This is a genomic window from Streptococcus chosunensis (genome assembly GCF_003626515.1).
Classification (GTDB): Bacteria; Bacillota; Bacilli; order Lactobacillales; family Streptococcaceae; genus Streptococcus; species Streptococcus chosunensis.
In genome coordinates, this window is sequence record NZ_RBCK01000001.1 from 1,028,158 (window position 1) to 1,042,634 (window position 14,477).

The following is a 14,477-nucleotide window of genomic DNA, read 5'->3' on the forward strand; positions in this document are numbered from 1 at the left end:
TTAGTTCATCAATACCAAGGCGACAGAAGTTCCCGCCCCTAAAGCAAGGGTAATGAGCAGGGATTCAAACATCTTACTCATACCAGAGTTTATGTGGTTGGTCATAATATCACGAACCGCATTGGTCAAGGCAATCCCTGGTACAAACGGCATGACCGCACCAGCTATAATCAAATCTGCCGTTGAGGGAAAACCTGTGTAGCGAGCCCAAAACTGGGCTATCATCCCAAAGACAAAGGCTCCAGCAAAGGCTGTCACAAAGGGAATTCGGATAAACTTCTCCACATAGAGGGAAAAGGCAAAACCAAATAAGGTAGCCACTCCTGCCCCAAGTGCATCGTAGATATTTCCACTAAACATAATCGAAAAGAAAGGGGCACTAAAGGTCGCAGCTAGAGTTACCTGCAACTTAGTATAGGGAAGAGGTTGAGCTTGCAAGTCTGTCAATTGCTTAAAGGCTGCCTCTAAATCAATCAGTCCCCCTACCAGCTGACGAGAAATCTGATTCACATCGCAGACTTTTTCGATGTTATAAGAAGAGGAAGTCACGCGCTTCATACGCGAAATATTGGTATTTTCAATGGAGAAAAAGATGGCGGCAGGCATGGCAAGAACATTGCAATCCACAATCCCCTGCGAATGCGCAATACGGATCATGGTATCTTCTACACGATGAATCTCTGAACCACTTTTTAAGAGAATGGTCCCTGCTAGCATAATCACATCGATGACGGCATTTAGTTCTTTTGATTCTTCCATACTTGCCTCCTTTTATCAACTCCCTCTATTCTATCACAAATCTGGAGTCAAAAAAAATCTTTGCCATGAAATCATGACAAAGATTCATTTAATCACGAGAATTTTCGTGGTTTCCTTCACTATTTGGTTGAGTCGGAGTAGGAACCGTTCCTTGTTGATTTCCTTGCTGGCCACCTTGTTGATTCCCTTGATTTGGAGTAGTAGGTGAACCTTGGTTACCACGTTGAACTGACGTTGAAGAGGAACTTGATGGTGGTGTTTTGGGTTTATAAATCGAAATTTTAATACGTGTGCTGGCTAAATCAATTTTTCCACCCGCTTTTGGAGTCTGATCCACCACATTTCCTTCTGCTGTTCCTTCAGGAGCTGTTGACACTTCAACAACTTCAATATTAGCCTCTTTCACCCCAACAATTTGAATCAAATTAATTTTAGTGAATTCAAGACTTGAACCAATATAACTTGGCATTGAAATAGAATTTACTTTTTTAGCAACAGTCAGAACTATTTGAGTTGCCTTGCTAAGATCGTAGGTTGTTCCCTCCGGTAAACTTTGTTTCATGATTGTACCGGCTTCAATCTCGTTGGATTCTTCTTCCTCAATCTTAATTAGATTTTCTGGAACCTTCTTGCCTTTCAACTCTGCCACTACATCACTAGATTTTCTTCCAAGATAATTTCCGAGTTGGAAAGACTGCTGACCTGAAGACACAATCAAATTAATTTTTGTTCCTTCTTTACGTGCTGTACCAGCATCAGGATCGGTACGAATAACCCTACCTTCTTCAACCTTATCACTGGCCTCTGCTTTTTCTTCACCAACCTCAAAATTGGCTTTTTTTAGAGCCTCTTTAGCCTCTGCAACCGTCTGACCTGCCACCTTTGGAACGGCAATGGTAGCGGGCGTTCTATATAAAATCCATACTAAAGATGCCACAACTAACAAGAAAGTCGCAAATAAAATTGGATAACGTGCTTTCATGCGACGGCGTTTGGTTGGCTTTGGACTAGGTACCGTTTTTTCTGTTTGATGAGGCTGGGGCTTAGGTTGAGGTCTTCCCTCTTGTACCGGAGCTTTAGGAATAGAAGTCAAGGTACTTTGTGGAACTTTAGGAAGAGTCTTGGTGTCCGTCTTAGTCGCATCGTCAAAGACCAGCTTTGGTTCATTACGACGATTATAAGACAAACTACTAGATAAATCCACATACATCTCAGCAACTGACTTGTAGCGATCTGTCAATTTCTTGGCAGTTGCCTTGATAACAACATTTTCTAAAGCCTGAGGTACAGATGGATTTTCAGCTATAACCGATGGCAAGGGCTTCTGGAAATGCTGGAGGGCAATAGTCACCGCACTATCCCCATCGTAAGGAATATGACCTGTCAGCATCTCATAGAAGATAATCCCCATAGCATAGATATCACTCTGCACAGTTGCTTTAGAACCACGCGCCTGCTCTGGAGACAAATAATGAACGGAACCTAGCATTGAGTTGGTCTGAGTCAGACTTGTCTCTGCAAAGGCTACTGCGATCCCAAAGTCTGTAACCTTGGCAGTCCCATCTGGTGTCAAAAGGATATTTTGCGGTTTTAAATCTCTGTGAACAATTCCTCGAGTATGGGCTAAGCGCATAGCCAAGAGGATTTGTCCCATGATTCGAATCGCTTCTTCATTTGAAAGAGGGTGATGTTCCTTGATATAGCGTTTGAGGTCTAACCCAGCAACATATTCCATCGCGAGATACTGTTGTCCCTCTTCTTCACCGATATCTGTAATCCGAACGATATGAGGATGGTCCAGATCCGCCATGGCTCTTGCTTCCCGCTGGAAACGTGCCACAGCAATCGGGTCTGTCTGGTAGTTGGTCCTCAGGACTTTCACTGCCACTTCTTCACCGTCCAAAATCAAATCCTTGGCCAAATAGACATCTGCCATGCCTCCTCGACCAATCTGTTTGATAATTCGATACCGCCCGGCAAAAATCTTGCCGATTTGGATCATTCTGTTGCCTCCTCATTAACAGCAATAAGGGCAACTGTGATATTGTCCAATCCACCAGCATTGTTGGCAAAACGAATCAAGGTTGCTGCCTTATCTGCCAAAGGAATATCGCTGGTTACAATATCAGAAATCTCACTTCCTGAAATCATATTTGTCAAGCCATCACTATTAAGCAAGAGATAGTCTCCTGGCTCAAGGGTGATTATTCCAAAATCAGGCTGAATTTCATCTTTTTGACCAATAGATTGAGTAATAATATTTTTCTGTGGATGGCTAGCAGCTTCTTCCGGTGTTAATTGGCCAGCCTTGAGCAATTCATTGACCAAGGAATGGTCACTCGTTAACTGGTGGTATTCTTCTCCACGAATTAAACCGATACGAGAATCCCCAACGTGGGCATAAATAGCCTGATTGTCAATAATGGCTACAGCCTCAAGAGTTGTTCCCATCCCTTTATAGGCTTCATCTTGCCCCAATTGGTTAATCTTTTTATTTTCCATCTCAAGGTTGTTAGCAAACCATTCACGCACCTCGTTGATGGTATCAATTTGGGTATCTACCCAAGCGATACCTAAATCTGTAACCGCCATTTCACTCGCGATATTTCCTGCACGGTGTCCTCCCATCCCGTCAGCTAAGATAATCATAGTACGACCTGCTCTGTTGACGTAGTGGTTGACATAGTCTTGGTTATTTGTTCGTTTTTGACCAACATCCGTTAATATTGAAATTTCCATATGTCAGTTCCTTCCTAATCCGATATCTTGCGAAATTGGCTGATGAAAAATCCATCACTTCCATACAATTCAGGTGTAATGAGAATACAACCATCTTTCATGATATCCTTACATTCATGTTCTAGTTTTACCTGCTCAAAGTCGGGATGACTTTCTAAAAATGCCTGAACGACTTGAAAGTTCTCCTCTGAGACAATAGTACAGGTACTATAAGTTATTATACCACCTTTGCGTAGTGTTTGACAAACACTACCTAATATTTCTAGCTGAATTTCCTGTAAGGACGCGAAATCTGCCGTTTCTTTATTGTATTTTATGTCTGGTTTTCGTCTTAAAAGTCCAATCCCAGAACAAGGGGCATCTACCAAAATCTTGTCAAAAGAATCCTTACTAAAAAATTCATGAACCTTTCTGGCGTCCAATTTTTGGATTTGGACACGGTTTACCACACCTAAACGCTCTGCATTTTCTTGAATTAAGTCCAACTTGTGGTCGTACAAATCCAGAGCAGTAACCTGACCTGTCGTCAGGTAAGAAGCTATATGGGCTGTTTTTCCACCCGGAGCAGCACAGGCATCTAGAACCTGCTCATCACCTTGTAAATCAAGCGTCGGAGCAACAAGCTGACTGGACTCGTCTTGGATGGTAATAGCTCCATCCGCAAACAAATCATGGCCAGCAAAATGCCCCTGCTCCTTAACCAGACCAGAAGGAGACAAGGATGAAGCACTGGCCTCCAACAAGGCTTGGATTTCCTCTTTTCGGCTTAAATCTGTTACACGAATACTGGCCTTGTTTCGCACCAAAAGGCTTTCAAAGATAGCTTGTCCTCGCTCTTCACCGTATTCTTCCTTGAGCTTGGCAACTAGCCAAACTGGGAGAGAATAGGCAATGGAATCACGCTTATTTTTTCGCTTGATGCTGGCAATATCTGGCCAGCCTTCACGCAGAATACGACGAAGGACGGCGTTGACCAATTTTTCACTGCCTTTTTTACGGACTTTGGCCAATTCTACTGCTTCATTGACCACAGCATGGTCTGGAATCTTGTTCAAATAGCGGAGCTGGTAGGCACTCATGAGAAGAAGGACATAAAGCCAACTATCTAACTGGTCTCTGTCTTCGATAAAGTGGGATAGGTACCATTCCAGAGTCAGTTTACGGGCTACCGTTCCATAGACAATCTCTGTCACCAAGCCCTTGTCTGCTGCTGAAAGTTGGCTTCCCTTGAGATGCTTATTTAAGGCAATATTTGAGTATGCTTGATTGACAAAAACATCCTCTAGCACTGCTAGAGCTAGACTTCTTGCCGTTTCTACTTTAGTCACCAAATCGTTCTCCTACAGTCAATGTCCGTCCAACTCCATTGAGGAAGGAAGCAATGTCCATCTTAGGCTTACCAGCTGGTTGCACTTGTTTGAGGGATAGAGCTCCTTCAGCCGTCGCGACGATCAATTCTTTCTTGCCGATAGAGAGGATCTCACCTGGATTTCCCTGACCTTCTACTGCTAGCGCTTCATAAATCTTAAATCGGTCACCCTTAAGGAAAGTATGGGCAACAGGCCAGGGGTTCATCCCACGGATCTGGTTAAAGAGTTGACGACTGCTTTTAGTCCAATCTAATTTTTCTTCCTCTGGCTGGATATTGGGAGAGAAGGTAACCTGACTTGGATCCTGCGGTTCAGGTTTGATGTCACCAGCAATATAAGCCGGTAAAGTGTCCAAAAGCAAATCACGACCAACTAGCGCCAATTTTTCAAACAAGGTACCGACATTATCCTCATCCGTGATAGGAATACTGCGACGAGAAATCATATCTCCTGCATCCATTTCCTTAACCATCTCCATAATGGTCACACCAGCTTCCTCATCCCCTTGAATCAAGGCGTAATGGATTGGAGCACCTCCACGATGTTTTGGAAGGAGGGAAGCGTGAACATTGACTGCAAAGTCCATGCTATCAAGGAGTTTACTCGGGAGAAACTGCCCAAAAGCAGCAGTCACAATTCCATCTGCTCCTAGCTTCATAATAGCTTCCATCTCTGGACTTCCAGATAATTTTTCAGGTTGGTAGATAGGAAGACCTGCCTCCTTGGCAGCCTGCTTGACTGGGGTTTCTTGGATAACTTTTTTACGGCCGACGGCACGGTCTGGCTGGGTCACAACAGCTAGAATCTCATAACGTTCATCTGTCAAAAGTCCTTTTAAGACTGTTGCTGAAAAATCGGGTGTCCCCATAAAGATTAGTTTTGTCATATCTTCTCCTTCTTATAAAAATTGCTGTGGCTCATGGTCAATGCTGAGACGGAGCTCACTATTTTCCCGTTTTTGAGTCAAGGCCAAGACCTGATTGAGGGTCGGCCCCAGCTCATCTTCTAAACGGTATTTAATTAAAATTTGGTAATGATAGAGGTTGTGGGTACGAGCAATGGGTTTTGGCGTCGGCCCAAGGATGTTACTGGTTTCAGACAGGCCTGAGCGCAAAATGTTCATAACTTCATAGGCACGTTTGACCACCTCTTCTTCTTTCTTGTGAGAAAGGGTAATGCCAGTGGTGAAATAGTAAGGTGGATAACCTAGTTGGCGTCTGATTCCCATTTCATAGGCATAAAATCCTTCGTAATCCTGTTCCTTGGCAAATCGAATAGCATAGTGCTCAGGATTGTAAGACTGGATCAAGACCTGACCAGCTTTTTCAGCACGTCCTGCCCGACCTGCCACCTGAGTCAAAAGTTGGAAGGTTCTCTCAGAAGAACGGAAATCTGGTAGATTCAAGGCCGTATCCGCATTGAGAACTCCGACTAAGGTCACATTTGGAAAATCCAATCCCTTGGCAATCATCTGAGTTCCAAGCAAAATATCCGCTTCTCCTCGTCCAAACTGGTCTAATAGGGCTTTATGACTACCTTTCTTACGAGTCGTATCCACATCCATCCGCAAAATACGGGCCTGGGGAAAGAGTTCTGCCAGCTCGTCATAAGCCTTCTGTGTCCCCGTCCCGTAGTAACGAATACTGCGACTCTTACAGTTGGGGCAAACATGAGGAATATCCTTCGAAAAACCACAATAATGGCAATTCATAGTCTTGGTATCCATGTGCAAGGTTAGAGAAATATCACAGTTGGGACAAGTATCCACCGTCCCACATTCCCGACACATAACAAAGCTAGAATAACCACGGCGATTGAGCATGAGAACCACCTGCTCTTTTTTAGCCAGACGGTCTTGGATAGCCTCTAGCAACGGGGGCGTAAAGTTTGACGTCTCATTCTGTCCGATATAGTCCCGAAAGTCAATCACTTGAACCTCTGGAATCGTAGCCAAAGGATTGGCCCGTTGGGTCAGACGTAAGTGTTGATAAACGCCTTTGCCAGCTCGCGCACGGCTTTCCAGACTAGGAGTTGCTGAACCAAGTACCAGAGCTGCTTGATTATACTGAGCCCGTAAAATAGCTACCTCTCTGGCATGGTAACGAGGATTGCTGTCCTGCTTATAAGTCGCTTCATGCTCTTCATCGATAATCATGACACCCAGATTTTTAAGAGGAGCAAAGATGGCCGATCTGGCGCCAACCACAACTTGGGCATCGCCTCGTTCCACCTTGCGCCATTCATCATACTTTTCACCATTAGACAAGCCTGAGTGAAGGATGGCCACTTTCTCACCAAATCGAGCGATAAAACGTTCCGTCATCTGTGGAGTCAAGGAAATCTCAGGAACCAGCAAAATAGCTGTCTTGCCCTTGTCCAAGGCACCTTGGATAATCTGCAAGTAAACCTCGGTCTTCCCACTTCCTGTAATCCCTTGAAGGAGGAAGGGAGCCTGATGACTGCCAATCGCACTGACAACAGCATCACGCGCCTGTCTTTGCTCTGGATTCAATTCCAAAGGCTGACTTGCTTCAATCCCTTCAAAATAAGCAGCCGAGCGTTGCACTTCCTTTTGGACTATGGAAACAGCACCTTGTTCCACAAAGAAGTTAACTTGCTCCCGCGAGTAGGACTCTAACAAACTAGCCAAGGAATCACTCTCAGGATGAGACAGCAAATAGTCTCTGAGCTCTAACTTTTTCTTAGCACGCGTGGAAATCTCAATCTTCTCTAGCTTAGTAACATCAACCTCATACCAGGACTGGGTCTTGACCTTCTTTTGATCAATTGCCTGATATTCTAGCCCAAGCAGGCCTTTTCTAGTCAAACGCATCATTTCGGCCTGTTTGGAGATGTCTAGAGAGGAAAAAGCAAGTGAATCTTCTGAACCAAACAGACGCTCTCGGTCTTCCTGACTCAGACCTTCCAGAGGATAGAGTATTTTGTCATAGCTAGAATTTAGAAATCCTGGCAACATAGCCTTGAGGATGGAGATTTTGTAGGAGAAAACGGACTTGCGTAACTCCTCAGCCAGCCAGAGTTGTTCTTGCGTGAGTACAGGAGAAAAATCCAGTACCTCGGCAATATCTTTTAAATCTTGCTCCATCTCTTCTGAATCTGATTGGGACTCCAAACCAAGAACAATTCCTTGAATCAGGCGATTGCCCTTACCAAAGGGCACATGAACCCGCATCCCAACTTCCAGCATTTCCTCAAATTCCTCAGGAATCCTGTAACTATAAGGCTGGTCCGTCTGCATCAAGGGCACATCTACGATAATCTTGGCTACAGCCATCTTCTCACCTCCTCCTTGTCAGTATATTCTTGCAATAGAAAAAATAAGATTGAGTCCCCCCAACCTTAAATCTTTTCACCATCTTCTTTTTCTTTAGCGATTTGCTCTTTGATTTTCTTTTCTTCTTCTTCTTTGCGGCGTTTTTCTTCTTCGATACGGCGACGCACTGCTTCACGTTTCCCTTCTGGGTCTGGGTGAATTGTTACATTTCCTGATTCGATTTCTTCTAAAGCGCGAAGAGTTGATTTTTCAGATTTGAAACCTTGAGTTGCTGGCGCACCTGCTTCCAATTCGTGGGCACGTTTTGCTTCCAAGATTACGAGTGAATATTTTGACGGAACCTTGTCGAGCAAGGTATCAATAGAGGGTTTTAACATCATTTGCTTGTACCTATTTTCTAAATTTTATCGGGTAGTTGGAGATTTTGGTAACATCTCCTGATAGTGACCAATGACACGATCTACACGGAAGTGCTCTGCTTCGATCACACGTTTGACACGCTCAGCAGCTAGGGGCACCTGATCGTTGACAATCGCATAATCATACTCACGCATGAGAGCAATTTCTTCCTTGGCCTTTTCGATTCGTTGGGCAATCACTTCTGCACTATCTGTTCCACGACCTACCAAGCGGTCTTGTAATTCATCCAAATCTGGTGGTGTCAGGAAGATAAAGACAGCATCTGGAACCTTTTTCTTGACCTGAAGAGCGCCTTGAACTTCAATTTCAAGGAAAACATCGATTCCCTTGTCCAAGGTTTCATTGACATAGGTCAGAGGAGTCCCATAGTAGTTGCCGACATATTCTGCGTATTCCAACATCTGTCCTTGACGAATCAGCTCTTCAAACTCTTCACGAGTACGGAAGAAATAGTCCACTCCGTCCACTTCACCAGGACGTTGTGCGCGTGTCGTCATAGATACAGAATATTGAAATTGATTTTCAGAACTCTCAAAAATCTCTCTTCTAACCGTTCCTTTTCCAACCCCTGAAGGACCAGAAAAAACGATTAGTAAGCCTCGGTCTACCATTGTGTCTCCTTTTAGTCAGTCTGTGAAATAACATTTCTCTAGAATAACGGCAAAAAGCCAGATTATCCTTTACAGTCTTTCTATCTAGTGTAACAAAAAAGCAGTAATTTTTCAACTGCTCTTTCTTATTTATTTGGCATAATCTACTGCACGAAGCTCGCGAATCACGGTTACCTTGATATTTCCTGGGTAATCGAGATTGTTTTCAATTTTCTCACGAACTTTGTGAGCCAAGATTGTGACTTTGTCGTCCTTGATTTGTCCTGGATTGACCATGATACGGATTTCACGTCCTGCTTGAAGGGCAAAGCTATTTTGTACCCCTTCAAAGCCGTTAGCAATTTCTTCCAAATCATGGAGACGCTTGATGTAGCTTTCAAGAGACTCACTACGAGCACCTGGACGGGCCGCACTCAAGGCGTCTGCTGCAGCGACGATCACTGCAATCACGCTCTCAGCTTCAACATCACCGTGGTGACTTGCAATCGTATTGACCACAACTGGGTGTTCCTTGTACTTACGTGCCAATTCCGTACCGATTTCAACGTGGCTACCTTCAACCTCACGGTCAATGGCTTTCCCGATATCGTGAAGGAATCCAGCACGACGAGCAAGAGCAGCATTTTCACCAAGCTCACTAGCCATAATACCAGCCAACTTAGCAACCTCAATCGAATGGCGCAAGACATTTTGTCCATAAGAGGTACGGAACTGCAAACGTCCCATAATCTTCATCAAGTCTGGATGGAGGTTCGGCGCACCAATCTCATAGGCAGCAGCCTCACCGTATTCACGGATTTTATTGTCAATCTCTTGACGGTTTTTCTCAACCAGCTCTTCAATACGAGCTGGATGAATACGACCATCTTTGAGCAACATTTCCATAGTCATACGGGCAATCTCACGACGAATCGGATCAAATCCTGACAAGGTCACCACTTCTGGTGTATCGTCGATAATCACATCGACCCCTGTCAAACTTTCGAAGGTACGAATGTTACGACCTTCACGACCAATAATGCGTCCCTTCATAGTATCGTCTGGCAGATGAACTGTTGAGTTAGTTGACTCCGCTACATATTCACCAGCGATACGTTGCATAGCTTGAACCAGGATATCCTTGGCCATTTTATCAGAACGTTCCTTGACCTCTTGCTCAGCTTCGCGAATACGGCTAGCAATCTCCTTGGTCAAGTTTTCCTCTGTCTGTGCCAAGATAATATCTCGTGCTTCTGCCTGAGACAGAGCACCAATACGTTCTAGTTCAGCTTCTTTTTGTCTTTCGACTTCCTCTAATTGCTCTTCACGCGCATCAAGGTTTTTCGCTCTATCAGAAATACTTTGTTCTTTTTGTTCAAGTGTTTGTTCTTTACTCGTCAAATTGTCGTCCTTACGATCAAGGCTAGCAGCTCTCTCTGTCAAACGACTTTCGATTTGTTTGAGTTCTTGACGTTCTGATTTGAATTCAGCGTCCACTTCTTCACGGTATTTTCTGGCTTCTTCTTTGGCCTCCAATAGTGCTTCTTTTTTAAGAGACTTGCTTTCACGTTTAGCTTCATTAACAAGTAAATCCGCTTCACGCTCAGCTTGTCCACGTAAATTAGTTGCTTCTTGTTCAGCATTTAAAAGCATCAACTCTGCAGCTTCCTGAGATGATTTCATCTTGGCTGAGATGCTGACATATCCAATGACTAAACCAATGATGACGGCAAAAACAGCAATCGCAAGCGACATGATTTCCATGTTTTTACCTCATTTTATTGTTATTCCGAATGACATACATTCTTTTACATTCTACCATAAAAAAGTGATTTTCACAAACCTAAAATAGAATATGTTTTGGGGAAATTGAAGTGAATTTTAGGATTACACTTCTTTGGTTTTTTAAGGAGATAAGTCAGTGTCGCTATCAAAAAGTTCCACCGAATTTCTACAGCTATGGATTTTCTATTGTTGTGCCAAATAGTGTTCCACTAGATTCAAACATTTTGCTTTCAAGTCTTTGAAAATTCACTTTAGGAAATTACAGCTTATCTTCAAGATCAAATTTGTCATAAATTAACTTTTTTTATTTAGTTGTATCAATTTATTTCTTAAGTATTAATTTATCCTCATCGAAAGCTTTTAAAATATACTCATTAATCAATTTATTATCTTCTTCATTTTTTGAAAAATAAGTTTTAATATTATTGGGAGTTCTATGTTCTAGTAGACGATGGATAACATCATCACTTCTATCATGGAACCAGGTCCAATCTACTTCAGGATAAAGTCCTCGAATATCTTCTTCAATATCTTTTAAAATCTCAAAATCAGAAAAATATCCTTTTCTACTTAAGTTGTATAAATCTGATACAGACTTTTCTCTTGGGTCTGGGAAAGTTTTAACCCCCTCAACTCTTTTATCATTAATTCTTTTAATCAAATAATGGTAGATTTTATTTTGTATCTGAGGAAAATCATAGACATTATAACTCATCAAATCAATTACTTTATGGTAAATAATATTTTCTGATTCTTCATAAACTTTTAGAGTATCTAGAATGTCATCTTTAATATCCTTTTCAAAATACTTAAATAAGTGACATATCAAGTCAGAATATTCTATGATATTTTTTATATCATCATTTTTATATTTTATTCTTAAAATATCTGTATTAAATTTTTCGAGTACTATTATTGCAGTTTCCTGATCAGTTGAGCAGTATTCTAGTAACTGTGAATAGAGTGGATACACTGAATTATATAAAGAAAAATTTTTCTCAAAAATTTCATTTAAATGTTTATTTACAATCCCAATTATCTTAGATTTCAATGAATCTTTATCAATAACATCCATATTATCGAGGACAATTTTAATAATTCTCCTAAATTCCTCGCTCCAATTATAATACAGTGTTTGATTATTTAAAATTTCTATTACTTTTTCTATGTCAATATCATCAACAAGAGGAAGAAAAATTAGCATATTTTTAAGCTCTCGAAGATTTTCATCTTCAGTAATTTCAAGTCTTTCTTGAAGATAAGTAATTCGATTCAACAAGTAGTCTTTCGCTTTCTCAGTAACTTTTATTTTACCAAATGAATAGTTTCTAAAATATAAATTTACAACCTTAAAATCTATATTCGGAAGAATTAATTGAACATCATCCAAATCAAGATTTTTAAGCCAAGAAGATGTTCTATCGAAAATACTTGAGTCAGGATTTACATATGAATTATCATAACTGAGTAATAATATTTCTAAATATCTATTAATGATTGATTTATAAATCTTATAATGTTCAACACATAAACAATTTAATTTTAAAAAGTTATAAAGATTTTTTACTGTAAACTCCGCATTAAATAGATGATTATTAGCAGACCATCCTCCTCTTCTATAGCTTTCATGCTCTTCACGAATTTCATCAAATAATTCATTAATAGTTTCTAATTTTCTATATAAAAAATTGAAGTTAAGGATTGAATCTCTAAAAAATTCTATAATCTTTTTCTCATCTCCTGTAACCGAGTTAATAATTTGTTCTGTTAATTCGCTTAATTCTCCATCATAAAGTGGCTCTGCATAACTAGGTGTTTTTTCGTATCTATCAATTATTTGAATTTGCTGAAAATTAAATTCACAAACTAAGAAATTAAAATAGTCTTTCTGACGAAATGCTATATTAGCTAGTTCTCTAAATTTTGCTTTTGCTAAAGAATATTGTTTTTCTTCATACAACTTAAAAGCCTTACTTAAGAATCGATTCCCCTTTAAATCCCTAGGCTCACCAATCTCCATATCTAGAAAGCGATTTAATAAAGATTTTTTAGATACCATAATTCGTAATTCTTCATGACCATCAATTTCAAATCTTAATTGATCATTTCCAAACCAGCAATACTCATCATCCCAGTTTAAAGCCCTTTTCTTTAAATCAGAATATCTAGAAAAATCTTTCGCATCAATAAAACTAAGTCTATCTAAAAAAGCCAGTTGATTCCATAAATCATCAGCATTATTTACATCTTGACTTCGGTTTTCTGATAGAACCTCTAAAAAATCTTTTGTCCTGCAATACAATTTGTTCTGTTTTTCTGATGTCTCCTGACCTAGATTCTCTTCATTAGAGATAATGAAAATTCCTTGCTTCTTATAATACTCTCGAATGATCATAGACGGTTCCTCGGGAGTATAAAAATAAGCATTTTTAGCATCCAATTTAAATGTATTTTGAATCATTCTAAAAATTGAATTAAAAGTCGAATCACTTAGAGAATACCCCACAAACAATAGAGTATGATTCATTATCAATGACTGGATTAAAGTAGAAATCATTGGGAAGTTCAAATGATAGTCTAAATAATCATCTTCTTTCAAAACAATATTTTTCTTACTGAAGTCACCATGCATTTTAATCAAGTATCTTTCCGAACTCGTATAAGGGATGTCTTTATCCTCAGCGACTACATTGTACTTTAACAAGCCACTTTCAAATTGACTCTCCAGAAGTGAATCATAGTTTGTCGTAATAATATGTTTTGGTGCAATTTTTTCTATTAATTTATGTAACTCATTTGGTTTACTCAATCCCTTCTTAAAGAAAATTTCTTCTATCTTCTTTGTGTACTGATTTTTCCCAAAAGTATCATAATAATACTGAGCAATTCTCAGTGGACTATCTGTTCTTTCTCCTGGTATGTTCAATTCTTTTTTTAATGATTGAATCAATTCTCCCCAAGTTGGTAGATTAGAATTAGCTGATATTCCTGCACCAACAAACAAAACTAAGGAATTTTCTTTAATAGAATTCTTTATTTGAGTTATAGATAAATTATAATTTTCTTCCATATTTTAACTATCCTATCATTAGCTTGTATTACATAAATACAAATTATCCTTATAAATATTCTTTTTTATTACATAATCTTAAACATAAGTTTATCATGGTTTATAAATATAAAAATTTATTTGTCTTTTATATTCAATTTATGATTTTTAATATAACCAGTTCTCTTCATTATACCACAAAATAACAAGCATAAAGCGGATTCAAAGATAAAGATTAAGGTTTATATACTAATTTTCTTTATTGACTTTTTGTCTTCTATATTAGGGAGTTTATCATTTTCCAAAAACTTTATCTTCAATTTGTTAACTAAAATTTCTACAATCATGACCACCCGTCTAACGGGTGGTTTGAACCAGGGCTATAAGCCCAAATTACCAGCCAGCGCCTAAAGACGCTGGCTTTCACGTTGTTCAAGCCTTATTGCTCTTGACTCGTCACTTGCCTCTCA

The 14,477-nt window shown here is 40.1% G+C and carries 10 protein-coding genes; all 10 read right to left on the reverse strand.

The features are described 5' to 3' along the window. The 10 genes from D7D54_RS04940 to D7D54_RS04985 all read right to left on the reverse strand — a co-directional run bounded on the left by D7D54_RS04940 (position 1) and on the right by D7D54_RS04985 (position 14,028). A complete protein-coding gene (locus tag D7D54_RS04940) occupies positions 1 to 759 on the reverse strand; it encodes a threonine/serine exporter family protein (RefSeq protein WP_020901614.1) in 759 nt (252 codons plus the stop codon). 88 nt (positions 760 to 847) lie between these two features. After that, positions 848 to 2,761 (reverse strand): Stk1 family PASTA domain-containing Ser/Thr kinase, encoded by a 1,914-nt coding sequence (gene pknB / locus D7D54_RS04945; RefSeq protein WP_020901613.1) that lies wholly within the window; start codon positions 2,759 to 2,761, stop codon positions 848 to 850. After that, on the reverse strand, positions 2,758 to 3,498 hold the full coding sequence (locus D7D54_RS04950; protein ID WP_020901612.1) for a Stp1/IreP family PP2C-type Ser/Thr phosphatase: 741 nt from the start codon (positions 3,496 to 3,498) through the stop codon (positions 2,758 to 2,760). Before D7D54_RS04950 ends, pknB begins: the two co-directional genes overlap by 4 nt. A gap of 14 nt (positions 3,499 to 3,512) precedes the next feature. After that, complete coding sequence (gene rsmB / locus D7D54_RS04955; RefSeq protein ID WP_162496593.1) at positions 3,513 to 4,826, reverse strand: 16S rRNA (cytosine(967)-C(5))-methyltransferase RsmB; 1,314 nt, start codon at positions 4,824 to 4,826, stop codon at positions 3,513 to 3,515. Beyond that, a complete protein-coding gene (fmt, locus tag D7D54_RS04960) occupies positions 4,819 to 5,754 on the reverse strand; it encodes a methionyl-tRNA formyltransferase (RefSeq protein WP_120718952.1) in 936 nt (311 codons plus the stop codon). The genes rsmB and fmt overlap by 8 nt, the downstream gene beginning before the upstream one ends. 12 nt (positions 5,755 to 5,766) lie before the next feature. Beyond that, positions 5,767 to 8,163: a primosomal protein N' gene (locus D7D54_RS04965; protein ID WP_120718953.1), complete on the reverse strand. Its 2,397-nt coding sequence runs from the start codon at positions 8,161 to 8,163 to the stop codon at positions 5,767 to 5,769. A 65-nt stretch (positions 8,164 to 8,228) separates the two neighbouring features. Continuing rightward, a complete protein-coding gene (gene rpoZ / locus D7D54_RS04970) occupies positions 8,229 to 8,543 on the reverse strand; it encodes a DNA-directed RNA polymerase subunit omega (RefSeq protein ID WP_000979235.1) in 315 nt (104 codons plus the stop codon). A 24-nt stretch (positions 8,544 to 8,567) separates the two neighbouring features. Next, positions 8,568 to 9,194, reverse strand: a complete 627-nt coding sequence (gene gmk, locus D7D54_RS04975) for a guanylate kinase (protein ID WP_120718954.1) — start codon at positions 9,192 to 9,194, stop codon at positions 8,568 to 8,570. A 129-nt stretch (positions 9,195 to 9,323) separates the two neighbouring features. After that, a complete protein-coding gene (locus tag D7D54_RS04980; RefSeq protein ID WP_000404931.1) occupies positions 9,324 to 10,937 on the reverse strand; it encodes a ribonuclease Y in 1,614 nt (537 codons plus the stop codon). Positions 10,938 to 11,280: 343 nt separating this feature from the next. Beyond that, positions 11,281 to 14,028 carry an SIR2 family protein gene (locus tag D7D54_RS04985; RefSeq protein WP_033682219.1) on the reverse strand — a complete coding sequence of 916 codons (2,748 nt, stop codon included), beginning with the start codon at positions 14,026 to 14,028 and terminating at the stop codon, positions 11,281 to 11,283. Between the last annotated feature and the right edge of the window lie 449 nt (positions 14,029 to 14,477).

What these genes read in the sequence shown, in the direction of transcription:
- D7D54_RS04940 (WP_020901614.1), bottom strand. Translation starts at nt 759, where the DNA reads ATGGAAGAATCAAAAGAACTAAATGCCGTCATCGATGTGATTATGCTA.
- pknB (WP_020901613.1), bottom strand. Translation starts at nt 2,761, where the DNA reads ATGATCCAAATCGGCAAGATTTTTGCCGGGCGGTATCGAATTATCAAA.
- D7D54_RS04950 (WP_020901612.1), bottom strand. Translation starts at nt 3,498, where the DNA reads ATGGAAATTTCAATATTAACGGATGTTGGTCAAAAACGAACAAATAAC.
- fmt (WP_120718952.1), bottom strand. Translation starts at nt 5,754, where the DNA reads ATGACAAAACTAATCTTTATGGGGACACCCGATTTTTCAGCAACAGTC.
- D7D54_RS04965 (WP_120718953.1), bottom strand. Translation starts at nt 8,163, where the DNA reads ATGGCTGTAGCCAAGATTATCGTAGATGTGCCCTTGATGCAGACGGAC.
- rpoZ (WP_000979235.1), bottom strand. Translation starts at nt 8,543, where the DNA reads ATGATGTTAAAACCCTCTATTGATACCTTGCTCGACAAGGTTCCGTCA.
- gmk (WP_120718954.1), bottom strand. Translation starts at nt 9,194, where the DNA reads ATGGTAGACCGAGGCTTACTAATCGTTTTTTCTGGTCCTTCAGGGGTT.
- D7D54_RS04980 (WP_000404931.1), bottom strand. Translation starts at nt 10,937, where the DNA reads ATGGAAATCATGTCGCTTGCGATTGCTGTTTTTGCCGTCATCATTGGT.
- D7D54_RS04985 (WP_033682219.1), bottom strand. Translation starts at nt 14,028, where the DNA reads ATGGAAGAAAATTATAATTTATCTATAACTCAAATAAAGAATTCTATT.